This is a genomic window from Pseudomonas sp. NBRC 111131 (assembly GCF_001320525.1).
Classification (GTDB): Bacteria; Pseudomonadota; Gammaproteobacteria; order Pseudomonadales; family Pseudomonadaceae; genus Aquipseudomonas; species Aquipseudomonas ceruminis.
This window is the reverse complement of record NZ_BCBH01000026.1, coordinates 16,721-40,279: the sequence shown is the minus strand read 5'-3', so window position 1 is coordinate 40,279 and position 23,559 is coordinate 16,721. Positions and strand designations below refer to the sequence as shown.

Here is a 23,559-nt window from a genome sequence, read left to right as displayed (position 1 = left end):
GCTTCGCCGTCAAGCCACTACCTGGTAGCAGGGCACATACGCCGCGCCGCCGGGCAGTTTCATCCGGTGCTGGTCGACAAACGCCTGCAACAGGCGGCCGAGTGGCTCCAGCACCGCACTGTCACCGCGGATCTGGTACGGCCCGTGCTCTTCGATCAGGCGTATGCCCTTGTCCTTGACGTTACCGGCAACGATCCCGGAAAACGCCCGGCGCAGGTTGGCGGCCAGTTCATGGGCCGGCAGTTCGCGGCGCAGGGCCAGTTCGGCCATGTTGGCATGGGTCGGGTCGAAAGGATGCTGGAAGCCTTCGTCGATCTTCAGCAGCCAGTTGAAGTGGAAGGCATCGTTGCGCTCGCGGCGGAACTGCTTGACCTCCTTGAGCCCCTCGACCATGTGCCGGGCCACTTCGGCTGGGTCATCGATGATGATCTGGTAGTGGCGCTGCGCAGCCTCGCCAAGGGTGGCGCCGACGAAGGCGTGCAACTGCAGCAGGAACGGTTCGGCGCTGCGTGGCCCGGTAAGGATGACCGGGAAGGGCAGGCCCTGGTTGTCCGGGTGCATGAGGATGCCGAGCAGGTAGAGAAACTCCTCGGCCGTGCCGGCACCGCCAGGGAAGATGATGATGCCATGGCCGACACGTACGAAGGCCTCAAGGCGCTTTTCGATGTCTGGCAGGATCACCAGTTCGTTGACGATGGGGTTGGGCGCTTCAGCGGCGATGATACCCGGTTCGGTCAGGCCCAGGTAACGGCTGCCATGCATGCGTTGCTTGGCGTGGGCGATGGTTGCACCCTTCATCGGGCCTTTCATGACGCCTGGGCCGCAGCCGGTGCACACGTCCAGTTTACGCAGGCCCAGCTCGTGGCCGACCTTCTTGGTGTACTGGTATTCCTCGGTGCTGATCGAGTGGCCACCCCAGCACACCACCATTTTCGGCTCCACGCCCGGGCGCAGGGTGCGCGCATTGCGCAGCAGGTGGAAGACGTAGTCGGTGATCCCTTGGGAGCTTTCCAGGTCGATCCGCTGGCTGGCCAGCTCGCTTTCGGTGTAGACGATATCGCGCAGGGCGCTGAACAGCATTTCGCGGGTGCTGGCGATCATTTCGCCATCGACGAAGGCATCGGCCGGAGCGTTCAGCAGCTCCAGGCGCACGCCACGGTCCTGCTGATGGATGCGTACCTCGAAGTCCTGATAAGCCTCGAGGATGGTCTTGGCATTGTCGACATGGGCGCCGGTGTTGAGGATGGCCAGGGCGCACTGGCGGAACAGGGTGTAGAGGCTACCGGTACCGACTTCGCTCAGTTGCTGGACTTCACGTTGCGACAGCGTCTCCAGGCTGCCTTTGGGGCTGACGGATGCATTGATGACATTGCGTTGGGGCATCTAAGTCTTTCCTGTGCAGGTAAAACATCCTTCTTTGACACCACCATACCGACAAATGTGCGCGGCAACGAGGGGGGGATGGAAAAAGCCTAAGGCCTGGGTCGCTCTCTTCGCGGGCAGGCCCACCCCCACAGGTTCCCGCTGGTTCGGGGCAGGTCTACCCGCAAAGAGAGCGAAACTGATCCGGCCTGGTCATCCGAACACTTTCTGCACGCCCAGTGTGATGGCCAGCCCGCCACCGAGCAGCCACAGGTTGAGCAGCGCCCCGGTCGCCAGGGCCCGCGGCCCGGCCTGGCGGATCTGGCTCAAGCGGGTTTCCATGCCCAGCGCAGTCATGGCCATGGTCAGGGCAAAGGTGTCGAGGCTGTTGATTGCCTGGGTCACGCTGCCCGGCAATACCTGCAGCGAGTTCACCAGCACCAAGCCGAGGAAGCCGAAGGCGAACCAAGGCATGGCGATGCGGCCATTGCCTTGTGCCTGGCCGGGCCGGCGCACACGGCTGATCCATACACCTACCACCAGCAGCACCGGCACCAGCAACATCACCCGGGTCATCTTGACGATGGTGGCGATGTGAGTGGCCTCGGGGCTGACGTTGCTCGCGGCGCCCACCACCTGGGCCACTTCATGAACGGTTCCACCCAGGAACAGGCCGGCGCCCAGGGTGTCCAGGTGCAGCCAGCCGGCGTTGATCGCCAGGGGGTAAAGGAACATCGACAAAGTGCCGAACAGCACCACACTGCCGACGGCCATGGCGCTCTTGTGCGGTGCACTGCGCAGGGCCGATTCAAAGGCAAGTACCGCTGCAGCGCCACAGATCGCGCTACCGGCAGCGGTCAGCAGGGCGGTGTCGCGGTCCAGCTTGAACACCTTCATGCCGCACCACAGGCCGATCAGCAGGGTGCTGCTCACTACCAGCAGCGAAACGGTGAGCCCCGACCAGCCCACTTCGGCGATTTCCTGCAGGCTGACCCGCAGGCCAAAGAAGGCCACCGCGATGCGCAGCAGGCCACGGGCAGAGAAGTTGATGCCCGCCGCCCAGCTTGCCGGCACCCCATCACGCAGCGCGTTGCCATACAAGGCACCCGCCACGATGCCGACGATCAATGGGCTGATGCCCAGGTGGGCGATGGCAGGCAGTGCCGCCAGTTGAGTGACCGCGAGTGCGAACAGCGCGACGAACAGGATGCCATTGAGCCGCCCTCGGGTAGAGAGGGTAGGCGTGAAGGCAGGGTGGGACGGAACCGTGGCCATGTGAGTCCTCCGGGAAGGTGTTTCGACAAGGCCTACGTTAATTCGGTTATAAGCTTATAAAAAATCGTAATTCAGGATGCCAGGTATCCATTTAGCTGATATTTTCAACTCATGACCCCGGAACAGCTGATAACATTCGCCACGGTTGCCGAACACGGCAACATCAGCCATGCGGCCTTGGCTCTGCATCTGTCGCAGCCGGCAGTGTCCGGCCAACTCAAGCTGCTGCAGGAGGCATTTGGCGAGCCGCTTTACCAGCGCGCGGGGCGCGGGGTGCGGCTGACCGCTGCCGGCGAGCAGTTGCTGGCTCATGCCGAGCGCCTGCGCGAGACGTTTCGCCAGGCTCAGGCGCTGCGCGAGGCCATGCGCGGGCTGGAGCGGGGCACGTTGCGCATCGGCGCCAGCACCACCCCGGCCAGCTACCTGCTGCCCTACCTGATCGCCGACTTCCATGCGCGCTACCCTGAGGTGCTGGTCACGACCTCCCATGGCAATACTGCGGAAATCGTCGAGGCGTTGGGCAGTCTGGACATTGCCTTGATCGAAGGCCCGCCTGGGCAGGAATTGCCGCTGGGCACGCAAATCACCCCCTGGCGGGAAGACGAGATTGTCGCCATCGTACCGGCCGGGCACCCGTTGGCCGATGACCAGCAGCCCTTGGAAGCCCTTGGCAGATACCCGTTGGTGCTGCGAGAGGGGGGCTCGGGTGTGCGGCAGATCGTCGAGCGGGCCTTCGCCCGCAATGGCGTGGCCATGCGCGTTGCGCTGGAAATCGCTGGGGTAGAAGGGGTCAAGGAGGCGGTGCGGGCGGGCATGGGCATCGGCTTTGTGTCAGCCATGTCGATCCGGCATGAGGATGGTGCCTTGCGGCGTGTACGTATTGGCCCGCAGCCGCTGATCAGGCGCTTTTCGATCCTGCTGCCCCACGCCGCCACGCCCTCGCGGGCGGCGGCGCGGTTCATGGAGCTTTGCGTCGGTCCGTTTTCCGAGGGCTGAAGGGCCGGCGCTAGCGACCTTCCAGGTCCTTTGACGCGCGCATCCAGCGATAATCGCTGCCTTGCACCATCAGTATCTGGTCTTGAGGGATGACCAGTTGCGTGGCTGCCCGGTGTTCAACCTTGGCCATAAGACTCAAGAGCACGCGGATAACCCCGGCATGGGTCACCAGCACCGTGTCCTCACTGACGCTTCGCAGAAAATCGGCCACCCGTACCGAGGCTTGTTGATAGCTCTCGCCACCCATTGGGATGAAGGCAAAGGGGTCGGTTTCATACGCGTCGAACGCCTCGGGCATGCGCTGCGAGACCTCCTGTAGCGTCATGCCTTCCCACGCACCAAACGAGATCTCGGTAACCCGCTGATCATAGCGAATGGCGTCCTCATGCTGGCCGAGCGCTTGTGCGATCGCCTTCATGGTATTGGCCGCACGCAGCATCGGGCTGCTGATCAACTGGTAAGGGCTGGCATGGGGGAGTAGCCAGGCAAGGGTTTGGCCGTTGGCTGCCGCTTGCTGCCGACCGACAGGGTTCAAGTCAATATCCCGGCTGCCCTGCAGGCGATGCTGGGCGTTCCACTGTGTCTGGCCGTGCCGGACGACATAGAGCGTATGGGTCAAAACGTACCTCCCCCCAACTGCCGATCGCCCACCTTGAACACGTGCTTCAGGTACGCCACGAAGTTTTCGTCCCGGCACTGGGTCTTGCCTGGGCTGTCACTGATCTTGGCCACGGGTGCTCCGTTGCAGGCGGTCATCTTGATCACCATGTTCATTGGCTCGACCCCCGGGATATCGCAGGTCAGGTTGGTACCGATGCCAAAGCTCACCTGAATTCTCCCTTGCAGGGCGCGGTACAGCTGCAGCGCCTTGGCGAAGTCCAGCCCATCGGAAAAGATCAGCGTCTTGCTCTTTGGGTCGATTCCCAGGTGCTGATAGTGGGCAATGGCTTTTTCCGCCCACACCAATGGGTCGCCTGAGTCGTGGCGCAGGCCGTCGAAGAGCTTGGCAAAATAAAGGTCGAAGTCGCCCATGAAGGCATCCATGGTGATGCAGTCGGTGAGCGCGATGCCCAGCAGCCCTCGGTATTCGCGGACCCAGCACTCCAGTGCGGCGGCCTGGCTGTCCACCAGGCGCGTGCCGAGTTGCTGGTGCGCCATGAACCACTCGTGGGCCATGGTGCCGATCGGCTTGAGCTCGTACTCGCGGGCCAGGTGCACGTTGCTGGTGCCAACGAAGCGGCCGGGGAAGTCGCGCTTGAGGATGTGCACCACCTCTTCTTGCACCCGGTAGGAGAAGCGCCGCCGGGTGCCGAAGTCGGCCAGCTGAAAGCCTGCCAGTTCCTCGCTGCTGGCCTCGGCCTTGAGCCAGTCGAGCTTTTGGTACAGGCGTTCGCCGACCTGCTCGATGACCACCTCGCGGTACCGATAACGGTTGCGCACCTCACTGATGATCGCCAGCAGCGGAATCTCGTAGAGAATGACGTGCAGCCAGGGCCCGCGCACGCGAATCGCCAATTGCCCGGCATCATCGAGGCCAACCTGGACATAGCGCAGGTTGAAGCGGAACAGGCTGAGGAAGCGAATGAAGTCCGGCTTGATGAAGGGAATTTTCTCCAGGTACGCCAGTTGGTCGTGGGTGACCGTGACGTCTGCCAGTTGCGCCACCTGATGACGAATTTCCGCCAGGTAGGGGGACAGGTCTTCGCGGTTGCGGCAGCGGAACTCCCACTCGACTTCGGCATTGGGGTAGTTGTGCAGCACCGCCTGCATCATGGTGATCTTGTAGAAGTCGGTGTCCAGCAGGTTCTGAATGATGTGTGGACCGAAAACGCTGTCGCTCATGGGCGGGCCTCCTTGATCAGAGAGAGCTGGTGGTCGAGTGCCGCTTCGTCGCCGCAAAGGATAACGCCTTCTGCCGCCAGTGCCCCGCACGCCGTGATCGCACCTTCCTGAGTCAGGGCGCGGCAGGCGGGCAAGTACAGTAGCACCTGGAAGCCGGCCTGGCGCAGTTGGCGGGCGGTGGTACTGACGCAGTAGTCCAGCGCCAGGCCCCCGACAATCACCGCGCCCACCTGCTGCACCTTGAGGTATTCAATGACCCCAGTGGAACGCCGCTCGGCCAGGTCGTGGTAGCAGGCGCCGTAGGGATGCAGGTCGGGCTCGACGCCTTTCCACACGAAGTAGTCATAATCGATGGGGGCGGGCAGGCCGGGTAGCAGCTCGAAGCCTGGCGTACCCGGCACGCAGTGGCTGACCCAGGTCAGGTCGGCATTGGCCAGGGTGAGCGGACGCAGCATCTGCCCTGGGTCGGCGACCACCCAGGCGGCATTGGCCGGGTGGGCATCCTTGCTGCCCAGGCGCAGGTCGGCACGTCGTGCCATGGCGTTGAGGTCATCGGCGATTTCATTGCCCTCAGGCACCGGCAGTTCCTGTGGGGCGTTGGCGGTGAAGCCGTTTTGCGCGTCGACATCGAAACTGGCGATTTTCATCGGGGGACCTCCTTGCTGGAATGGCTATATAATTCACCTGGTGCATTAAGTATGTCAAGGCCTATATTTCAAAGGAAATTGAGCTTGCCTTACTTACATGCTCTGGTGGAATATTGCGCTATCAACCGGTGGAGTGTGCAATTGAGTACAGTCGAAGTCCTGGCCAGCGTCGATATCGTCGCTTTGCGCCTGGCCCCCGAAGCCCAGCATCTGCAAGTACTGTTGCACCGCCGCGAGCGCGAGCCGCATGCCGGCCAATGGGCCTTGCCTGGGGTCATCATCAACGGTCGGACGGCAGACACCAGCCTCGAAGGCGCCGCCGAGCGCGCCTTGCGTGAAAAGGCCAGGGTACTGCCACGTTACCTGGAGCAGGTCTGCACTGAGGGCAATGCCTTCCGCGATCCACGTGGCTGGTCACTGAGTACCTGTTACCTGGCCTTGCTCGATCCCGGGCAGCAGGTAGAGGGTGAGCACCTGTCGTTTTTCGACCTGGACAGTGTATTGGGCCGCAAGATGCTGCTGCCGTTCGATCACAACTTGCTGGTGGAACGGGCCCGCGAGCGGCTGGCGGCCAAGACGGTATACAGCAGCCTGCCGCTGTATTTGCTGGCGCAGACGTTCACCGTGCTCGATGCGTTGGGGGCGGTACAGGCGTGCCTGGGGCAGGCAGTGAACAACACCTCGCTGCGCAAGCGTCTGGAGCGTTTGCGCGAGCTGGGTTGGGTTCGTGATACCGGGGAGAAGAACCAGCCACGGCTGGGCAGGCCGCAACAGTTGTATCAATACACCCCGCAGGGCGAGCGGCCGTTCATGTTCGACCGCAGTTTGCTGCCCGAAGGTGCTTAGCGGTCGTCATGACCCCTCGCCGTGAGGCCGGTGAGGGGGGCGATTCAGCAACTGATTACGCGGCGGCGGCCAGTTTGGCACTCGTCTGCCGGCGACGATAGGCACTGTCACGGCTGGCCAACCACCAGTACAGCGGCGAGGTGATCACCAACCCCACCAGCCAGGACAGATCGGCACCGTTGATGTGCTCGGAGATCGGCCCGACATACAGGGGTGTGTTCATGAACGGGATCTGCACCACGATGCCCACCGCGTAGGCGAGCAGCGCCTGCGGGTTGTAGCGCCCGTAGATCCCACCATCGACCTTGAAGATCGACTGGATGTCATAGTCGCCCTTGTGGATCACATAGAAATCGATCAGGTTGATCGCCGTCCACGGCACCAGTACCACCAGCAGCACCAGCACCATGTCGACGAAGTGGCCAATGAAGTCCGCCGAGGCGAATACCGCCACTACGCAGCAGGCGGCCAACACGATCAGCGACAGCACCGCACGGCTTTTGGCGGTGGGGATCCAGCGGTAGGCGAAGGTTTGGATCAGGGTGATGATCGACAGCACCGCGCCATACAGGTTGAGGGCGTTGTGGCTGATCACGCTGAGCAGGAACAACACCAGCATGACCGGGCCCAGGGTGCCGGTGGCAAGCTTGACCGCGTCCATGGTGTCCATGCCGGCCGGGATCGCCAGCACCGCCACGGCGCCGAAGATGAACGACAGGCTCGAACCCAGGGCCGAACCCAGGTAGGTGGTCCAGAACGTCGACGACACCTTCACGTCAGCCGGCAGGTAGCGCGAATAGTCCGACACATAGGGAGCAAAGGCGATCTGCCACAGCGCCGCCAGGGACACGGTGGCCAACCAGCCGGCGAGGTTGAAGCCGCCTCGGGTCAGGAAGTCGTCGCTTTGCACATGGGTGAAGATGTAGGCAAAGCCCACCACAATGCCGATGCCCAGCACCCAGGTGCCGATGCGGTTGAGGACGTGGATGAAGCGATAGCCGATGATGCCGATGATGCCCGAGCCCAGTGCGCCGATGACAATGCCCACCGGCACGGGCACGGCGTCGACCACGCCATGCAGCGACTTGCCGGCCAGGACGATGTTGGAGGCGAAGAAGCCGATGTACATCACCCCGGCGATCACCACCACCAGCAGTGCGCCGAGCGAGCCGAACTGGGCGCGGCTCTGGATCATCTGCGGGATGCCCATCTGCGGGCCTTGGGCCGAGTGCAGGGCCATGAGCACCCCGCCGACCAGGTGACCGACCAGGATGGCGACGATGCCCCATACCAGGTTCAGGTGAAACAGCTGCACGCCCAGGGCGCCGGTGACGATGGGCAGCGGCGCGATATTGCCGCCGAACCACAGTGTGAACAGATCCCTTACCTTTCCATGGCGGTCTTGCGGGGGCACGTAGCCGATCGTGTGTTTTTCTATGAGGGGTGCCGAATTGGCTGCACTGGTCATGACTGACTCCAAGGCAAGGTAGGGCATCGGGTGCTGCCCGGGTGCGTGCCGGCGAAGGGCGACGCGTTCTTGTTGGAGCGATGATGGGGTGTGCGGGGGGAACGAGAAATTAGTAAATATGTACCCATAAACCTTAAAAAACCTAAGGCTGACAAAAGGTTAAGGGATGAGTGATAGCAAGGAGCGGGCCACCGGGCTGCAAGCCCCGCTGTTGATGGGTTCGCGAGCAAATGGGGCCGTGCGGGGTGGGCCAGGGTGGTGCAGGGTGTGCATTTACAGTGCAGGGTCAGCGCCCCTACATTGGCAACAAGCGGTCCTGAATCACTTCTTTCATCACCAGGGTGGAACTCAGCCGCTTTACATTGGGGATGCTGGTCAGTTGTTCGTCATACAGCTTCTGGAACGCCGGCAAGTCCTTGGCCACCACATGCAGCAGGTAGTCTGGGTCACCAAACAACCGCTGCGCCTCGACGATCTGGGGGATGGCGCCCAATGCTGCTTCAAAATCCGCCACCGGCTGGCGGGTGACCTCACGCAGGGTGACGAACACCAGCGCCGCGAAATTCAGCCCGAGTGCGCTCGGTGCCAGGCGGGCATGGTAACCGAGGATGGCGCCGGCCTCTTCCAGCGCCCGAAGCCGTCGATGGCACGGCGACAGGCTAAGACCCACGCGGTCAGCCAGCTCTGTTACCGAAAGGCGACCATCTTTTTGCAGCTCGGCAAGAATCTTGCGGTCAGTTCTGTCCACTGAGAAGGATCTTCCACAAATTGGAGGGCAGGGGAAAATATACGAAAGAAAATCCCTCGTTGGAATCCGTACGCTTTCTTCATCCCAAAAATGGTGTGAAGGAAGACTCAAGTGGCAATCAGTGTGCTGACGGCGTTCTGGGCCGTATCGTTGCTGTTCGTGATTACCCCCGGTGCCGATTGGGCCTATGCCATCTCGGCTGGGATGCGTGGACGATGGGTAATGCCGGCGGTGGCGGGTATGTTGTCTGGCCATTTTCTGGCAACCCTCGTGGTGGCGGCCGGGGTGGGAAGCCTGGTAGTGGGGCACCCGCTGGCGCTTACCTTGTTGACGCTGGCGGGCTGTACCTACTTGCTGTGGCTGGGCGGCAACCTGTTGCTAGACCCGGGGGTGCCCCAGGCGGGGCAGGCCGGTGTTGGCGAGTCCGGTTCGCGCTGGGCATTCAAAGGCTTTTGCGTAAGCGGGCTCAACCCCAAGGTGTTCCTGCTTTTTCTGGCGTTGCTGCCGCAGTTCACCGATCCTCAGTCGAGCTGGCCGGTGCCGCTGCAGATCTTGCTGCTGGGGCTGGTGCACCTGGGCAGTTCGCTGGTGGTCTATCTGTTGGTCGGGTATGGGGCCAAGGCGGTGCTGAGCACCCGGCCCGGTGCGGCGAAAATGGTGGGGAGGGTATCGGGCATGGCGATGATTGCAGTCGCCCTGGGCTTGATCGTGAGCCAATTGGCCTGAAGCCACCCACGGCCTGACGGACGCTGCGTACGCTGGCGGACATGCGCCGTTGATCGACTGGTGAATTCGAGTGGAACGAACCGTTGATTGCACATCTCCTATCCTCAGACGGATGGCTATGTGCCCGGGACTTCCCAGCGATGAAACCCCTTCAACAACTCGATAATCCGCCACTGCACTTCCTGCTCAATGGCGGTGCCATCGGTAGCCTGCTGCAGACCATGGACTGGCGCGATTCACCACTCGGCCCGCCAAACACCTGGTCACCACACTTGCAGACAGTGATGGCCACCCTGTTACCGGCACAGGCGCAATTCGTGCTGTTCTGGGGTGAGGCTTACGTGGCGCTTTACAACGATGCCTATGTACCCACCATTGGTAACAAGCACCCACAAGCGTTGGGGCGGCCAGGCCAGGAGCACTGGAGTGAACTGTGGGACGACCTCGAACCGCTGCTGCGTGGTGTACGCGAGACGGGCCAGACCTTCTCGGCCAAGGATCGCCCCTTCTATATAGAGCGCCGCGGGCTGGGCGAGACCGTGTACTTCGACCTGTCCTACTCCCCGGTACGCGAGGCCGATGGCACGGTCGGCGGGGTACTGTGCCTGGTCACCGAAACCACCGAGCGCGTGCGCTTCCAGCAGCGCCAGGCGTTCTTGCTGGACCTGGGCCGGACCCTACCCGGATTGGGCCAGGCAGATCGCATCGAGGCCTATGCCGTCAGCCGGCTGGCGCAGCAACTGGGGGCGATGCAGGTGTATTTCGCAGAAGACCTGGGGGACGGCACGGGTTTCAAGGTGACGCACGCGTGGGCAGACGGCGTGCTCTCCATGCAGGGCCAGCATTGCTACGCGACCTTTGGTGCGTCACTGCGTGAGCAACTGGTGGCGGGCCAGGTGGTCCAGCAGGTTCACGACAGCCTCTCGGTGCAGCACGCTGGCCTGCGTACCACGCTGCACGTGCCGGTGCTGCGTGCCGGCCGCCTGGAGGCAATGCTGGGCGTACACTTTCACACCCCGCGTCAATGCGTCGAAGACGAATGCCAGCTCGCAGAAGAAACCGCCAAGCAAGCGTGGGCGGCCATTACCCACGCGCGCGCCGAGCACGCCCTGCACCTGCTCAACCACAGCCTGGAGGAACGTGTTGCTGCTGTATTGGCCCAGCGCGAAGCGGCGATGTTGCAATTGCACGAGGCGCACAAGCTGGAAATGATTGGGCAGTTGACCGGCGGCATTGCCCATGACCTGAACAACATGCTCACCCCAATTATCGCCTCGTTCGAGCTCATGCATCGGCACCCGCAGTCCGAGCGAGCCCCGCGCCTGATCGAAGGGGGGTTGCAGGCGGCCGAGCGGGCACGCAACCTGGTAGGGCGCCTGCTCAGTTTCGCCCGTCGGCAGACCCTCAAGCCCCAGTCCGTGTCGCTGGCGGCGCTGGTGGAAGACATGCGCGAACTGATTGCCCGCTCGCTGGGTCCGACCATCGAGGTGCAGGTGGTGGTCGACCCGGCTTTGGCGCCCGTGGTCGTCGACCCCCATCAGCTGGAGTTGGCGCTGCTCAACCTGGTCGTCAACGCCCGTGACGCCATGCTCGATGGCGGTTCATTGAGCATCAGCGCCGGGCTTGCTGGCGATGGGCCGCACCGGCCGGCCGGGCTTGTGGGCGCACAACTGGCCTGGCTATAGGTGCGCGACAACGGTTGTGGCATGGACGAAGAGCAGTTGCGCCGCTGCATCGAGCCGTTCTATTCCACCAAGGGTGTAGGCAAGGGTACCGGCCTGGGCCTGCCGATGGTGCAAGGGTTGGCGTTGCAGTCTGGCGGTGGCTTCGCTATTGGTTCGCAGCCAGGGCAGGGGACCGAAGCCACCCTGTGGCTGCCGATCAGCGACAGCGCCGCGGTGTGCGCTGACAGCGAGCTGGTTGAAGCGCCGCAGGCGGACCGGGCGAGGCGGGTACTGTTGGTGGACGATGAGGAAATTGTGCGCCATGCCACGGCCTCGCAGTTGCGCGACCTGGGCTATGAGGTGATCGAGGCCGCCAGTGCAGCGGCGGCGCTGCAACGGGTGGCGCGGGGCTGGATGCCCGATGTGCTGGTGACCGATCACGTCATGGCCGAGATGACCGGAGCGCGTTTTGCCCAACAGATGCGCGAGCGCAAGCCCGACCTGCCGGTGCTGATCATTACCGGCTATGCCAACCTGACGCCCAAGGAGCTCAAGGGCTTCGAGGTGCTGCGCAAGCCCTACCGGCAGGCCGAGCTGGCGCAAAGTGTGGCGCGGTTGTTGACAGCCAGGCCTTGACGGTCTTTCAAGCTCCGAGCACTTTGCCGAGCAGCTGGCATACCTGTTCAGCCGAATACGGCTTGGCCAGGAACGCAAAGCCATGATGCCCCTCTTCAGCAATCGCTTCGCTGTAGCCGGAGGTCAGGATCACTGGCAGTTGTGGGCACTGGCGCTGTATTTCGCGGGCCAGCGTCAAGCCGTCCATGCCTGGCATGACGACATCGGAGAACACTGCATCGAAGTCTCCCGCGCTGTGGCTCAACTGCGCCAGGGCGTCTTGCGCCGACCTCGCCCAGCTGATGCGAAAGCCATGTTCCTCAAGAATCTGAGCGGTAAAATGACCCAGGTCGGGGTTGTCCTCCACCACCAGGATCCGCCGCTGCGCGCCGCTCACCTGGGGTGGGCCAACAGCGTTGTCGACATCGGCCTGTTCGTCAGGCGCTGCCTCTTGCGGTAAATACAGGGTAAAGGTTGTGCCCTGGCCCGCCACGCTGGTCACTTCGACGTCTCCACCGGACTGCTTGGCAAAACCGAAAACCTGGGAAAGGCCAAGCCCTGTACCTTCACCGGGTGCCTTGGTGGTAAAGAACGGGTCGAAAATGCGGTCGAGCAACTGCGCAGCGATTCCGACCCCATTGTCCAGCACGGAGATGGCCGCAAACGGCCCGGCTTGCGCTGACTGGCCGCGCAGGCCAGGCATGCCCTGGTCGGCCAGCAGTCGCAGGCGCAAAAGCCCTTCCCCGGCCATCGCATCGCGCCCGTTGAGCATCAAGTTGACCACCGCGGTTTCCAGTTGGCTGAGGTCAGCGCGAACATGGCAGGGCGCAGCGGGCAGCTCCAGTTGTATCTCGACTCTGGCACCCGTGGCTGTATCGATCATCTCGGCCATGGCTTGCAGGCGAGGCCCGACGTCGAATACCTGTGGGCTCAGGGCCTGCCTACGCGCAAACGCGAGCAGTTGGCCGGTCAGCTTCGCGCCTCTGTCGACCGTTTCGGCCATGGTCTTGAGGTATCGCTCGCGGCGGCCTTCGTCGAGGTTGGGGCGCTGTAAAAAATGCAGCGATGAACGGATGATAGTGAGCAGGTTGTTGAAGTCGTGGGCAACGCCACCGGTCAACTGGCCGATGGCTTCAAGTTTCTGCGTCTGGCGCAATACTGCTTCGGTGTGCAAGAGCTGCGTGGTGCGTTCTTCGACACGGTGTTCCAGCGTGGCATTGAGCGCCCCCAGCGCGGCCATGGTCTCGCGCACTTTCTGGTGAGCCTCGGCGCGCTGGATATGTGCCCAGCACCGTTCGGTCACTTCGCTGATCAATGCTTGGTCGTACCCCGTCCACTGCCGCGGCACCTTGTCGTGGATGGCCATCAGCGCAGTGAGGCGACCCTCCTTGATCAGGGGCATGCAGATGGTGGCCGTGATGCCGATGGCTTGAAACGTCGCGGCTTCTTCCTGTGCAAGTTCGCTCAGGTTGTCGTTGATTACCAAGGGCAGCCCAGCGCGCAGGCGGCTGACTGCCAAACGGCCAAAGTCGGTCAGGTGGTAATGGCCAAGTAACCTTGGCGATCCCGCAGCGACATAGTCGCCACGGATGGTGAAACCGTCTTCGTCACCCTCCATCGTGGCATAAGCACAACTGGACAGCGTGAGGTGCTCGACCAGCAGGCGCGTGGTGATCGCCATGATCCGTTCCGGGTCGGTGGCATTGGCCACCGCGCGACCGAGGGTGTCGAGAAAGTGCAGGCGCTGGTTGGTAACGACGTTATGGGTGGTTTCGGTGACCGTGTCGAGCATCCCCAGCACTGCGCCGTTCTGGTCACGGATGGGGCTGTAGCAGAATGTGAAATAGGCGCGTTCCGGGCGGCCACTGCGCTCGATGGTCAACGCAAAATCTTCGATGTAAACGGCTTCTCCGGCCATCGCACGGTCGGCCAGGCAGGCAATGTCGCTCCACGCTTCCTGCCACACTTCGCCAAACGGCTTGCCCAGGGCCTGCGGTTTGTTGCCGAGGATCTGGACGAACGCGTCGTTGTGCAGGGTGATCAGGTGTTGCCCCCAGAGGATGGCCTGGGGAAAGCGCGAGGCCAGGCACAGGGCCACGGTGGTCTTGAGCACATCGGGCCAACCGTCGATCGGGCCCAGAGGCGTGGCGGCCCAGTCGTGGTTACGAATGCGTTCGGCCATCAGCCCGCCGCCGTCTAGCCATTTAGCCATGTGCTGTTCCGATCCATTTACCTAGGATCATAAGGGTGCACCGAGAATGTCGGTTTAGCGAGTGCTTTGTGGTGGTGGTATCGGCCCAGATGGGGGTGAACCGCCTAGCGAATGAAATGCACCTTACCGGTATCGTCATTCCCCATGTAGATCCCGTACACCCCTGCCTGCCGCTCCAGAATGTAGCGTTCGAGAATCTGCCGGATGGCGGGGTAGTAGATCTGCTCCCAGGGAATCTGGTCAGGCTCGAAGAATGTGTAGGCCAGCGTTTCCGGCCCGTATTGCCCGGTTTCCTCGGTAGCGATGGCGCGGAAGATGATGTACACCTCGCTGATCTTCGGCACACTGAAGATCGAGTACGGTGAGACGATTTCGGCGCGCACGCCGGTCTCTTCCCACACTTCGCGCAGCGCCGCCTGTTCGGTCGTTTCACCCGCCTCCATGAACCCTGCAGGCAGGGTCCAGGTGCCGGGGCGCGGCGGGATGGCGCGCTGGCACAGCAGGTACTTGCCATCGCGCTCGATGATGCAGCCGGCGATGATCTTCGGGTTGATGTAGTGGATATAGCCGCAGGCGATGCAGTGCAGGCGTGCGTGGGTGTCGCCTGTGGGAACGCCCCGGGCCAGTTCCGTGGTGCAGTGCGGGCAATAGCGCGGGGCGGTGGGCATGGTCAGCGGCCTATGCGAGGTTCCTTGAGGGCCAGGGGCTCGACGATGTCACGAACCTTGGCGGTGTTGTCGTCCTGCTTCTGGCGCAGATAGTCCAGTGCCACCTTGGCCGCGGCGCGCACGTGATCGACCGAAGCCTGGTGAGCCACCAGCGGGTCGCCGCCCTTGATCGCTTCGACGATCTTTTCCATTTCACGGTTGCTGGCGCCGCGGCGGTTCTCCTGCGACACCGAGGTGGCGCGCAGGTAGCTGATGCGCGCCTGCAACTGGCGCAGCTGCTGGGCCGCCACCTGATTGCCGGAGCCTTCCAGCAGCACGTCGTAGAACCCTTGCACCGAGTCCAGCACTTGTTGCAGTTCGCCATCCTCGAGCGCTTCGCGGTTGACCTCTAGCGCCCGCTCCAGGGCACGGATGTCCTTGGCCTTGGCGTTGAGGGTGAACAACTGCACGATCAGCCCTTCGAGCACGCAGCGCAGCTCATAGATGTCGCGGGCATCTTCCAGGGTGATGATGGCTACGCGCGGGCCCTTGGCATCGGCAAATTCCACCAGGCCTTCAGATTCCAGGTGACGCAGCGCTTCACGCACCGAGGTGCGGCTGACCCCGAGGCGGTCGCAGAGGTCGCGCTCGACCAGGCGGTCGCCCGGGAGCAGGTGGAAGTTCATGATTGCGCCGCGCAGCTTGTCGAGCACGATTTCGCGCAGGGTAACGGGGTTGCGGTTGACCTTGAAGCTGTCGTCGAGTGGCTGGCGTTTCATCAGGTGCGCTCTTTATGAGGCTGTTGCGCCAACAGGGCGGAGCACCCCGAACCGAGGCACTCCTTGCAGTGGTTCGAACAGCCCGTTGTTAACGGGTGGACTCCGCATCGGCTTCGGCGAACGCCTCGCGGGCTAGGCGGAAACTGTCCACCGCCGCGGGTACGCCGCAATAAATGCCGACCTGGAGCAGGATCTCGCGAATCTGTTCACGGCTCAGGCCATTACGCAAGGCGCCGCGAATATGCAGCTTGAGCTCGTGGGGCCGGTTGAGCGCGGAAATCATGGCCAAGTTTATCATGCTGCGCTCTTTGAGCGACAAGCCATCGCGGCTCCAGACATGGCCCCAGCAGTACTCGGTGACCAGTTCCTGCAATGGCTTGGTGAACTCGTCGGCGTTCTGGATCGAGCGGTTGACGTAGTCCTCGCCCAGCACCTGGGTGCGGACCTTCAGACCTTCCTCGTACTTTTCGTTGTTCATGTGCCCTATTCCGGAAGAAACATGTGGAACGGGGGCTGCAAAGCAGCCCCGGCGGTCTCAAGGTCAGCCCAGGGGCGGCAGGGCACCGAGCTTGCCTTTGTGGTAAACCATCGGCGTCACCGGCTCGGCCGGCAGCACCAGGTTCTTCACCGCACCGACGATGATCGCGTGGTCACCGCCGTCGTACTCGCGCCACAGTTCGCACTCGATGATCGCCGTGGCCCTGGCCAGCAGCGGGTTGCCCAGCTCGCTCAGGTGCCAGTCGATGCCTTTGGCCTTGTCTTTGCCCTTGCCGGCGAAGGCATAGGCCTCGGCCGTTTGGTCAGCTGACAGCAGATGGATCGCAAACTGCTTGCTGTTACGCAGGATTGGGTAGGTGTCGGAGGCGTAGTTGGGGCAGAACAGCACCAGCGCCGGGTCGATCGACAGCGCGCTGAACGCGCTGGCGGTGATGCCGACGATGGCACCGTCGGCATCCAGGGTGGTGACCACCGTGACACCGGAGGGGAAGGAGCCCATCACGTCTTTGTAGATGCCTGGTTCGATCATCTCGTGCTATCTCCTAACGCATCACAAACGGGTCGGGCATGGGCGCGGTGGAAAGGTTGATCCACACGGTCTTCAGCTCGGTATAGGCCAGCACCGAATCGATGCCGCTCTCACGGCCGTAGCCGCTGTTCTTGAACCCCCCGATCGGTGCCATGGCCGACACGGCGCGGTAGGTGTTGACCCAGATGATCCCCGAGCGCACGTCGCGGGCCAGGCGATGGGCACGGCCCAGGTCACGGGTCCAGATGCCGGCGGCCAGGCCGAATTGCGAGTCGTTGGCGATCGCCAGGGCTTCTTCCTCGGTCTTGAAGCGGATGACCGCGGCAACAGGGCCGAAGACTTCTTCCTGCATGATGGTCATCGAGTTGCTGTCGCACTCGAACAAGGTCGGCTCGTAGAACCAGCCTTCGCCTTCAACCTCGGCACGTTTGCCGCCCATGTGCAGCTTGGCACCTTCGGCCTTGGCAGCTGCGACCAGGCTTTCGACCACGGCCAACTGCTGGGCGGTGGCCATCGGGCCCATTTCGCTGGCCTCGTCCTGCGGATTGCCGATGCGGATGCGCCTGGCGCGCTCGACCAGGCGGGCGACGAACGCGTCGAAGATCTCGTCCTGAACCAACAGGCGGGAACCTGCCACGCAGCTTTGCCCGGACGCGGCGTAGATGCCGGCCACGGCGCCGTTGATGGCGCTGTCCAGGTCGGCATCGGCGAAGATGATGTTCGGCGACTTGCCGCCCAGCTCCAGCGACAACTTGGCGAAGTTCTCGGCACTGCTGCGCACCACATGGCGGGCGGTAGCGGCGCCCCCGGTGAAGGCGATCTTGCGCACCAGGGGGTGGCGGGTCAGCGCCGCGCCGGTGCTTGGCCCGTAACCGGTGACCACGTTGACCACGCCCGGCGGGAAGCCAGCCTCCAGGGCCAGACGGGCCAGCTCCAGGATGGTGGCTGAGGCATGCTCGGACGGCTTGAGCACGATGGTGTTGCCAGCTGCCAGGGCCGGGGCCAGCTTGATTGCGGTCAGGTACAGCGGGCTGTTCCAGGGGATGATGCCCGCCACCACGCCGATTGGCTCGTGCACGGTGTAGGCGAACAGGTCTGGCTTGTCCAGCGGCAACGTGCCGCCTTCGAGTTTGTCGGCCAGGCCGGCGGTGTAATGGAAGAACTCCGGCAGGTAGCCGACCTGGCCGCGGGTTTCGCGGATCAGCTTGCCGTTGTCACGGCTTTCGAGCTGGGCAAGGTGCTCCTTGTGCTCGGCGATCAGGTCGCCAAGACGGCGCAACAGCTTGCCGCGCGCGGTGGCAGTGATGCTGCGCCAGGCTTTGCTGTCGAACGCCCGCTGGGCGGCCTGCACAGCCAGCTCGACATCGGCTTCATCAGCGTCTGGCAGTTGCGCCCAGGCCTGGGCGGTGGCCGGGTTGAGGCTGTCGAAGGTCTTGCCGCTCTGGGCATCGCACCATTGGCCGTCGATGCACATCTGGAAACGAACGAGGGTCATGCAACAATCCCCTTGGCGGATTCGGTGAGGGTGCGGGCTTGGCTGAGGAAGTCCAGGAGCATCCTGTTGACTTCCCGCGGGGCTTCCACAGGCATCATATGCCGTTGCTCGGGGAGCACCACGCTGTGCGCGCCGGGAATGAGGGCGGCGAGTTGCCGGGTCATCGCCGGGGTGGAACCGGAGTCGAGTTCGCCGGTGGCGATCAGCGTCGGCACCTCAATGGTGCTCAGGTCATCGGCGCGATACATGTCCTGGGTGGCGAACAGCGAATACGTGGTGTGATAACCCTGCGGGTCGTTGCTCGCCAGCACCTGGCGGATGGCGGCGACCTGCGCGGGGTTGGCAGCCTTGTATTCGCGGCTGAACCAGCGGTCCAGGGCCGCATCGACGTTGGCGTCGGGGCCCAGCTGTGCAGCCTGAGCGGCGCGGGCGATCACGCCGGCACTCTGCTCGGGGGTGCGGTTGAACACGCTGTTGAGCACCACCAGTGCAGACAACCGCTGCGGGTAGCTCAGGGCGAAGGCCCGTGCCACCAGGCCGCCCATCGAAAAACCGATCACGCAGGCCTGGGCTACTTGCAGGTGGTCGAGTAGCTCTTGCAGTTGCGCGGCGTAGCCTTCCAGGCCGATGTCGGCGGCAGGCAGCGCGCTCTGGCCGTGGCCGAGCATGTCGTAGGCGATGACGCGGTAGTCGTTGGCCAGGCCCACGAACTGCCCGCCCCACATTTCCTTGTTCAGGCCCACACCGTGGATCAGCACCACGGGTTGGCCCTGGCCTTGGACTAGGTAACTGGTCCCGGCCGGTGTCCGTTCAGCGACAGGCTGAATCATGGAGGGCGCTCCTTGAAGGTCGGGCGCGGCGGGTAAGCACGCCACGCCCCGGCCCGTCTTGGTTGTTGTTATTGAGCGTTGGCTTTTTCGGCGGCCAGTTCTTCCAGGTCGATGTAGCGATTGCCGATGCGCGGGTGCAGGCGACCACCGTCGGCAGCGCCGAGGACCACGACGATTTCGTCGGCACGCGGAGCATCCTCGATCTGCATTTCCAGGGTGATGTAGTGCGAGCGCAGGCCTTCGTCGTCTTTCTGCATCATCGGGATCTGGATCGAAGTGCCTGGGCCGCCGCGCTTGTTGGTGAAGCTCAGGTAGCTCTTGGCCTGTACCGCTTCGCGGTAGTGGTTGCCGAAGCGCAGGGTGTGGATCACGGCCGAGGCGTGCTCGATCTCGCCGTCGGCGCCGACCACAGCGGCCTTGCCGTAGGCTTCGATCTTGTCGGCACCGCCGATGGCGGCGGTCAGGCGCTCGACCATCAGTGCGCCGAGGTCGGAGCAGTTGGCGCGGATTTCCGGCTTCAAGTCGTCAACGAAACCGCGACCGGCCCATGGGTTTTTGATCACCACGGCCAGGCCGACCATGGTCACGGGTGTGTCGGTGGCTTTGCCGCCTTCGATGCGGGTCTCTTCGCAGTAAGTGACGATCTTGCGGATTTCGAAACTCATGGGGGGCTCCTGGTGAGGGTTATCAGGTCTTGTTGTCTGATGGTATACCATAATATTTGTTGTGCAAGAGGGGGCGAAAAAAATCTCTTGCTGGAGGGACGAAAGGTGCGGTGATGCCTTGATTCTTGCGGTATCTGTACCGGCCTCTTCGCGGGGCGAGCCCGCTCCCACAGGTATCTCACTGCTCCCAGGTTCATCTGTGGGAGCGGGCTCGCCCCGCGAAGAGGCCGGGACTGCCTGTCCATTTCTCAAAAAAATGCCCGCTCGCGAGGGCCATGACGGCCCCCGGGAGCGGGCTGATCCCGCAACTACTTCAGGCAATGGGAATTCAGGCGAACGCCGGCACCACTTCGTTGATGAACAGCTCGAGCGACTTCTTCTTCTCGGCGTGGGGCAGGCTGTTGTCGCACCAGAAGCTGAACTCGTCGACGCCCAGTTCCTGGTAGTACTTGATGCGCGCGATGATTTCTTCCGGGGTGCCGATCATGGTGTTCTTACGGATGTTCTCCAGCTGGAACGCTGGCACTTCGGCGAACTTGGACTCCGGGCTTGGCTCCAAGAAGCCGTTGACCGGCACGGTCTTGTTGCCAAACCAGGCATCGAAGGTGCGATAGAAGCGCGAGATGGCCTGGGCGCCGACTTTCCAGCCTTCAGACTCCGACGGGCTGTGCACGTGGGTGTGGCGCAGCACCATCAGTTGCGGGCGCGGCACATCCGGGTTGTTGTCCAGCGCGGCCTGGAACTTGTTCTTCAAGTCCAGCACTTCTTCGTCGCCCTTCATCAGCGGGGTGACCATGACGTTGCAGCCGTTGGCCACGGCGAAGTTGTGCGAGTCCGGGTCGCGGGCGGCGATCCACATCGGCGGCGTGGCGTTGAACGGCTTCGGCACGCTGGTGGAGGTGGGGAACTTGTACACCTCGCCTTCATGGGCGTAGTCGCCCTCCCACAGTTTGCGCACCACCGGGACCATTTCACGCAGGGCCTTGCCACCGTCGGTAGCCGGCATGCCGTTGGCCATGCGGTCGAACTCGAACTGGTAGGCGCCACGGGCCAGGCCCACTTGCATGCGGCCGTTGCTGATGACATCGAGCAAGGCGCATTCGCCGGCCACGCGAATAGGGTTCCAGAACGGCGCGATGAGGGTGCCAGCACCCAGGCGGATCTTCTCGGTGCGTGCGGCAAGGTAAGCCAGCAGTGGCATCGGGCTGGGCGAGATGGTGTATTCCATGGCGTGGTGCTCGCCGATCCACACGGTGCTGAAACCGCCGTCCTCGGCCATCAGGGTCAGTTCGGTCAGGTCTTCGAACAGCTGGCGGTGGCTGACCTGTTCATCCCAACGTTCCATGTGTACGAACAACGAAAATTTCATGGGGCTTTCCTCGAAGCGTGAAAGGCTCGCCTGGCGCGCCAGGCGTCAGTGATAACGGTAGGCGTCTCAGACGAAGGCGGGCAGGCTGGCCATCTTGCCGCGGCAGTACACCATCGGCCGGGGGGCTTGCTCGGGGACGATCAGGTTGTGCACCTTGCCCACCATGATGGCGTGGTCGCCCCCTTCATACTCGCGCCACAGCTCGCATTCAATCACTGCGATGGCACCGGCCAGCACCGGGTTGCCCAGCGCGCTCAAGGTCCACTCGATACCGGCGGCTTTGTCCTTGCCTTTTTTGGCGAAGGCGTAGGCTTCGGCCTGCTGGTCGCCGGAGAGCAGGTGAATGGCAAAGCGCTTGTTCTTGATCAGCACCGGGTAGGAGTCGGCACTGTAGTTGGGGCAGAACAGCACCAGCGGTGGGTCCATCGACAAGGACGAGAAGGCGCTGGCGGTGAGGCCGACGATCGAGCCGTCGTCGTCCAGGGTGGTGATGACGGTGACGCCGGAGGGAAAGGAGCCCAAGACGTTCTTGTAGACGGTTGCGTCGATCATGGCGTGTACCTCGAAAGGGGTAGCGGTGGACCGCTTTTTATCGTTGATGTGTCTGATGGTATACCGTAATACTAGATTTGCAAGCGGAATTTTCCCTCGCTGTAAAATCACGATGAATGGCGCAAAGCCGCATGAACAGGGGGTTTGAAGGAATGGCAGCGCGTTCGCCGCCGTGGCTGAACCGGATCAGTTACCGTTTTAGAAACCGAAGCAGTGTTGTCAAAATCTTGGAATACCATAATATGGTCCTCAGCTGAGAGGCCGCCTAGACGCGGTTTCCTTACAACGATAAAAACGACCTTTCGAGCTGAAAACCATGTCCCAACCGTCATCGCAACACACGTTTGTCGAGAACCACACGGTCGATTACGTTCCGCCTGCCGAGCGCCATGGGAAGGCGCGCGATCTCTTTACCCTCTGGTTCAGCACCAACATCGCGCCGCTGCCCATCGTCACTGGCGCCATGGTGGTCCAGGTGTTCCACCTGAACCTGTTGTGGGGCCTGGTCGCCATCGCACTGGGCCATCTTCTCGGGGGCGTGGTCATCGCCTTGGCCTCTGCGCAGGGACCGCAGCTGGGCATTCCGCAGATGGTGCAGAGCCGTGGCCAGTTTGGCCGTTATGGTGCCTTGCTGATCGTGTTCTTCACGGCGCTGATCTACGTCGGCTTCTTCATCTCCAACATCGTGCTGGCGGGCAAATCGATCCACGGCATCGCCCCTGGCGTGCCGATGCCCACGGCTATCGTCATCGGCGCCCTGAGCGCGACGGCCATCGGCGTAATCGGCTATCGCTTCATCCACGGCCTGAACCGTATCGGTACCTGGGTGATGGGCTCGGCACTGCTGGCCGGCTTCATCATGATGTTTACCCAGGACCTGCCCGCCGATTTCTTCAGCCGTGGCGCGTTCAACCTGTCGGGGTTCATTGCCACAGTGTCGCTGGGCACCATCTGGCAGATCAGCTTTTCGCCTTATACGTCCGACTATTCGCGTTACCTGCCGCGTGAAGTCGGCATTGCCAAGCCGTTCTGGGCCACATACTTCGGCGCTACCCTGGGCACCATCCTGTGCTTCAGCTTTGGTGCCGTGGCAGTGCTGTGCGTGCCGGAAGGTACCGACGCCATGGACGCGGTGAAGCAGGCTACCGGCTGGCTGGGCCCGATTCTTATGGTGCTGTTCCTGCTTAATATCATCAGCCACAACGCCCTCAACCTGTATGGCGCAGTGCTGTCGATCGTTACCGCCATCCAAACCTTCTTTGCCAAATGGACGCCGAGCATCAAGGTACGGGTAACCCTGGCCTCGGTGATTCTGGTGGGTTGCGCGATGGTTGCGCTTAACGCCTCGGCGGACTTCATTGGCCACTTCATCGGCCTGATCCTGGCGCTGTTGCTGGTGCTTGTGCCGTGGGCGTCGATCAACCTGATCGACTTCTACCTGATCAAAAAGGGCCAGTACGACATCGCTTCGATCTTCAGTGCCGACGGCGGCATCTATGGTCGGTTCAATCACCACGCGATTATTGCTTATGCTTGCGGCATCGTGGTGCAGCTGCCGTTTGCCAATACGGCGCTGTATGTGGGGCCGTATTCGAACATTGTCGAAGGGGCGGACTTGTCCTGGCTGTTCGGGCTGCTGGTGACAGTGCCGCTGTATTACTGCCTGGCGACGCGCGGCAAGGCTGCCGAGCAGGCGGGGCGGGTTGTGAGTATCAACGACTGAGAGATTGAGGTTGCTGTAACAGGGGCTGCGTTGCAGCCCATCGCCGGCAAGCCAGCTCCCACAGTGATGGT

The 23,559-nt window shown here is 62.7% G+C and carries 21 protein-coding genes and 1 pseudogene; 5 read left to right on the top strand and 17 right to left on the bottom strand.

Going from position 1 to position 23,559, the window contains the following annotated elements; all coding sequences use genetic code 11:
* Window positions 1-9: 9 nt before the first annotated feature.
* The gene (gene ppnN, locus APH34_RS20745) at window positions 10-1,383 is read right to left on the bottom strand and encodes a nucleotide 5'-monophosphate nucleosidase PpnN (protein ID WP_054902760.1); all 1,374 of its coding nucleotides are present in this window, start codon (window positions 1,381-1,383) and stop codon (window positions 10-12) included.
* A 192-nt stretch (window positions 1,384-1,575) separates the two neighbouring features.
* The gene (locus APH34_RS20740) at window positions 1,576-2,637 is read right to left on the bottom strand and encodes a YeiH family protein (protein ID WP_054902759.1); all 1,062 of its coding nucleotides are present in this window, start codon (window positions 2,635-2,637) and stop codon (window positions 1,576-1,578) included.
* A gap of 111 nt (window positions 2,638-2,748) precedes the next feature.
* Between APH34_RS20740 and APH34_RS20735 the strand changes: the two genes are divergently transcribed.
* Window positions 2,749-3,633: a LysR substrate-binding domain-containing protein gene (locus tag APH34_RS20735; protein ID WP_054902758.1), complete on the top strand. Its 885-nt coding sequence runs from the start codon at window positions 2,749-2,751 to the stop codon at window positions 3,631-3,633.
* A gap of 10 nt (window positions 3,634-3,643) precedes the next feature.
* Here APH34_RS20735 and APH34_RS20730 read toward each other — a convergent pair whose 3' ends face one another.
* The 3 genes from APH34_RS20730 to APH34_RS20720 are packed head-to-tail and all read right to left on the bottom strand — an operon-like array spanning window position 3,644 to window position 6,122.
* Entirely contained in the window at window positions 3,644-4,252 is a 609-nt protein-coding gene (locus APH34_RS20730; RefSeq protein ID WP_054902757.1) for a histidine phosphatase family protein, read from the bottom strand.
* A complete protein-coding gene (pncB, locus tag APH34_RS20725; protein ID WP_054902756.1) occupies window positions 4,249-5,475 on the bottom strand; it encodes a nicotinate phosphoribosyltransferase in 1,227 nt (408 codons plus the stop codon). The genes APH34_RS20730 and pncB overlap by 4 nt, the downstream gene beginning before the upstream one ends.
* Window positions 5,472-6,122, bottom strand: a complete 651-nt coding sequence (locus APH34_RS20720) for a nicotinamidase (protein WP_054902755.1) — start codon at window positions 6,120-6,122, stop codon at window positions 5,472-5,474. The genes pncB and APH34_RS20720 overlap by 4 nt, the downstream gene beginning before the upstream one ends.
* A gap of 141 nt (window positions 6,123-6,263) precedes the next feature.
* Here APH34_RS20720 and APH34_RS20715 point away from each other — a divergent pair, with 141 nt between their 5' ends.
* Complete coding sequence (locus tag APH34_RS20715) at window positions 6,264-6,968, top strand: NUDIX hydrolase (protein WP_054902754.1); 705 nt, start codon at window positions 6,264-6,266, stop codon at window positions 6,966-6,968.
* 55 nt (window positions 6,969-7,023) lie between these two features.
* Here the strand turns inward: APH34_RS20715 and APH34_RS20710 are convergent, their stop codons facing one another.
* A complete protein-coding gene (locus APH34_RS20710) occupies window positions 7,024-8,436 on the bottom strand; it encodes a cytosine permease (protein ID WP_054902753.1) in 1,413 nt (470 codons plus the stop codon).
* Between the two features lie 295 nt (window positions 8,437-8,731).
* Window positions 8,732-9,184: an Lrp/AsnC family transcriptional regulator gene (locus APH34_RS20705; RefSeq protein ID WP_054902752.1), complete on the bottom strand. Its 453-nt coding sequence runs from the start codon at window positions 9,182-9,184 to the stop codon at window positions 8,732-8,734.
* Window positions 9,185-9,295: 111 nt separating this feature from the next.
* Here APH34_RS20705 and APH34_RS20700 point away from each other — a divergent pair, with 111 nt between their 5' ends.
* Together APH34_RS20700 and APH34_RS20695 are read left to right on the top strand one after the other, a co-directional pair.
* Window positions 9,296-9,910: a LysE family translocator gene (locus tag APH34_RS20700; RefSeq protein ID WP_054902751.1), complete on the top strand. Its 615-nt coding sequence runs from the start codon at window positions 9,296-9,298 to the stop codon at window positions 9,908-9,910.
* A gap of 140 nt (window positions 9,911-10,050) precedes the next feature.
* Window positions 10,051-12,210: pseudogene (locus APH34_RS20695) on the top strand (response regulator).
* A gap of 7 nt (window positions 12,211-12,217) precedes the next feature.
* On the opposite strand, the gene APH34_RS20690 reads toward APH34_RS20695, so the two are convergent.
* The 10 genes from APH34_RS20690 to APH34_RS20645 form a co-directional block, all read right to left on the bottom strand.
* The gene (locus tag APH34_RS20690; RefSeq protein ID WP_054902750.1) at window positions 12,218-14,401 is read right to left on the bottom strand and encodes a response regulator; all 2,184 of its coding nucleotides are present in this window, start codon (window positions 14,399-14,401) and stop codon (window positions 12,218-12,220) included.
* A gap of 104 nt (window positions 14,402-14,505) precedes the next feature.
* Window positions 14,506-15,069: an NUDIX hydrolase gene (locus APH34_RS20685; RefSeq protein ID WP_054902749.1), complete on the bottom strand. Its 564-nt coding sequence runs from the start codon at window positions 15,067-15,069 to the stop codon at window positions 14,506-14,508.
* Window positions 15,070-15,071: 2 nt separating this feature from the next.
* A complete protein-coding gene (locus tag APH34_RS20680; protein ID WP_054902748.1) occupies window positions 15,072-15,827 on the bottom strand; it encodes a GntR family transcriptional regulator in 756 nt (251 codons plus the stop codon).
* 88 nt (window positions 15,828-15,915) lie between these two features.
* On the bottom strand, window positions 15,916-16,305 hold the full coding sequence (locus APH34_RS20675; protein WP_054902747.1) for a carboxymuconolactone decarboxylase family protein: 390 nt from the start codon (window positions 16,303-16,305) through the stop codon (window positions 15,916-15,918).
* A 63-nt stretch (window positions 16,306-16,368) separates the two neighbouring features.
* The gene (locus APH34_RS20670; protein WP_054902746.1) at window positions 16,369-16,854 is read right to left on the bottom strand and encodes a flavin reductase family protein; all 486 of its coding nucleotides are present in this window, start codon (window positions 16,852-16,854) and stop codon (window positions 16,369-16,371) included.
* Between the two features lie 13 nt (window positions 16,855-16,867).
* A complete protein-coding gene (locus tag APH34_RS20665; RefSeq protein ID WP_054902745.1) occupies window positions 16,868-18,349 on the bottom strand; it encodes an aldehyde dehydrogenase in 1,482 nt (493 codons plus the stop codon).
* Window positions 18,346-19,179: an alpha/beta fold hydrolase gene (locus APH34_RS20660; RefSeq protein ID WP_054902744.1), complete on the bottom strand. Its 834-nt coding sequence runs from the start codon at window positions 19,177-19,179 to the stop codon at window positions 18,346-18,348. Before APH34_RS20660 ends, APH34_RS20665 begins: the two co-directional genes overlap by 4 nt.
* 68 nt (window positions 19,180-19,247) lie before the next feature.
* The gene (locus APH34_RS20655) at window positions 19,248-19,844 is read right to left on the bottom strand and encodes an amino acid synthesis family protein (RefSeq protein WP_054902743.1); all 597 of its coding nucleotides are present in this window, start codon (window positions 19,842-19,844) and stop codon (window positions 19,248-19,250) included.
* 328 nt (window positions 19,845-20,172) lie between these two features.
* Window positions 20,173-21,213 carry an LLM class flavin-dependent oxidoreductase gene (locus APH34_RS20650; RefSeq protein ID WP_054902742.1) on the bottom strand — a complete coding sequence of 347 codons (1,041 nt, stop codon included), beginning with the start codon at window positions 21,211-21,213 and terminating at the stop codon, window positions 20,173-20,175.
* Between the two features lie 66 nt (window positions 21,214-21,279).
* On the bottom strand, window positions 21,280-21,765 hold the full coding sequence (locus tag APH34_RS20645; RefSeq protein ID WP_054902741.1) for a flavin reductase family protein: 486 nt from the start codon (window positions 21,763-21,765) through the stop codon (window positions 21,280-21,282).
* 316 nt (window positions 21,766-22,081) lie between these two features.
* Between APH34_RS20645 and APH34_RS20640 the strand changes: the two genes are divergently transcribed.
* Window positions 22,082-23,488 carry a cytosine permease gene (locus APH34_RS20640; RefSeq protein WP_054902740.1) on the top strand — a complete coding sequence of 469 codons (1,407 nt, stop codon included), beginning with the start codon at window positions 22,082-22,084 and terminating at the stop codon, window positions 23,486-23,488.
* Window positions 23,489-23,559 lie beyond the last annotated feature (71 nt).

What these genes read in the sequence shown, in the direction of transcription:
- APH34_RS20720 (WP_054902755.1), bottom strand. Translation starts at nt 6,122, where the DNA reads ATGAAAATCGCCAGTTTCGATGTCGACGCGCAAAACGGCTTCACCGCC.
- APH34_RS20710 (WP_054902753.1), bottom strand. Translation starts at nt 8,436, where the DNA reads ATGACCAGTGCAGCCAATTCGGCACCCCTCATAGAAAAACACACGATC.
- APH34_RS20650 (WP_054902742.1), bottom strand. Translation starts at nt 21,213, where the DNA reads ATGAAATTTTCGTTGTTCGTACACATGGAACGTTGGGATGAACAGGTC.
- APH34_RS20675 (WP_054902747.1), bottom strand. Translation starts at nt 16,305, where the DNA reads ATGAACAACGAAAAGTACGAGGAAGGTCTGAAGGTCCGCACCCAGGTG.
- APH34_RS20655 (WP_054902743.1), bottom strand. Translation starts at nt 19,844, where the DNA reads ATGAGTTTCGAAATCCGCAAGATCGTCACTTACTGCGAAGAGACCCGC.
- ppnN (WP_054902760.1), bottom strand. Translation starts at nt 1,383, where the DNA reads ATGCCCCAACGCAATGTCATCAATGCATCCGTCAGCCCCAAAGGCAGC.
- pncB (WP_054902756.1), bottom strand. Translation starts at nt 5,475, where the DNA reads ATGAGCGACAGCGTTTTCGGTCCACACATCATTCAGAACCTGCTGGAC.
- APH34_RS20670 (WP_054902746.1), bottom strand. Translation starts at nt 16,854, where the DNA reads ATGATCGAACCAGGCATCTACAAAGACGTGATGGGCTCCTTCCCCTCC.
- APH34_RS20690 (WP_054902750.1), bottom strand. Translation starts at nt 14,401, where the DNA reads ATGGCTAAATGGCTAGACGGCGGCGGGCTGATGGCCGAACGCATTCGT.
- APH34_RS20640 (WP_054902740.1), top strand. Translation starts at nt 22,082, where the DNA reads ATGTCCCAACCGTCATCGCAACACACGTTTGTCGAGAACCACACGGTC.
- APH34_RS20735 (WP_054902758.1), top strand. Translation starts at nt 2,749, where the DNA reads ATGACCCCGGAACAGCTGATAACATTCGCCACGGTTGCCGAACACGGC.
- APH34_RS20740 (WP_054902759.1), bottom strand. Translation starts at nt 2,637, where the DNA reads ATGGCCACGGTTCCGTCCCACCCTGCCTTCACGCCTACCCTCTCTACC.
- APH34_RS20660 (WP_054902744.1), bottom strand. Translation starts at nt 19,179, where the DNA reads ATGATTCAGCCTGTCGCTGAACGGACACCGGCCGGGACCAGTTACCTA.
- APH34_RS20665 (WP_054902745.1), bottom strand. Translation starts at nt 18,349, where the DNA reads ATGACCCTCGTTCGTTTCCAGATGTGCATCGACGGCCAATGGTGCGAT.
- APH34_RS20685 (WP_054902749.1), bottom strand. Translation starts at nt 15,069, where the DNA reads ATGCCCACCGCCCCGCGCTATTGCCCGCACTGCACCACGGAACTGGCC.
- APH34_RS20680 (WP_054902748.1), bottom strand. Translation starts at nt 15,827, where the DNA reads ATGAAACGCCAGCCACTCGACGACAGCTTCAAGGTCAACCGCAACCCC.
- APH34_RS20645 (WP_054902741.1), bottom strand. Translation starts at nt 21,765, where the DNA reads ATGATCGACGCAACCGTCTACAAGAACGTCTTGGGCTCCTTTCCCTCC.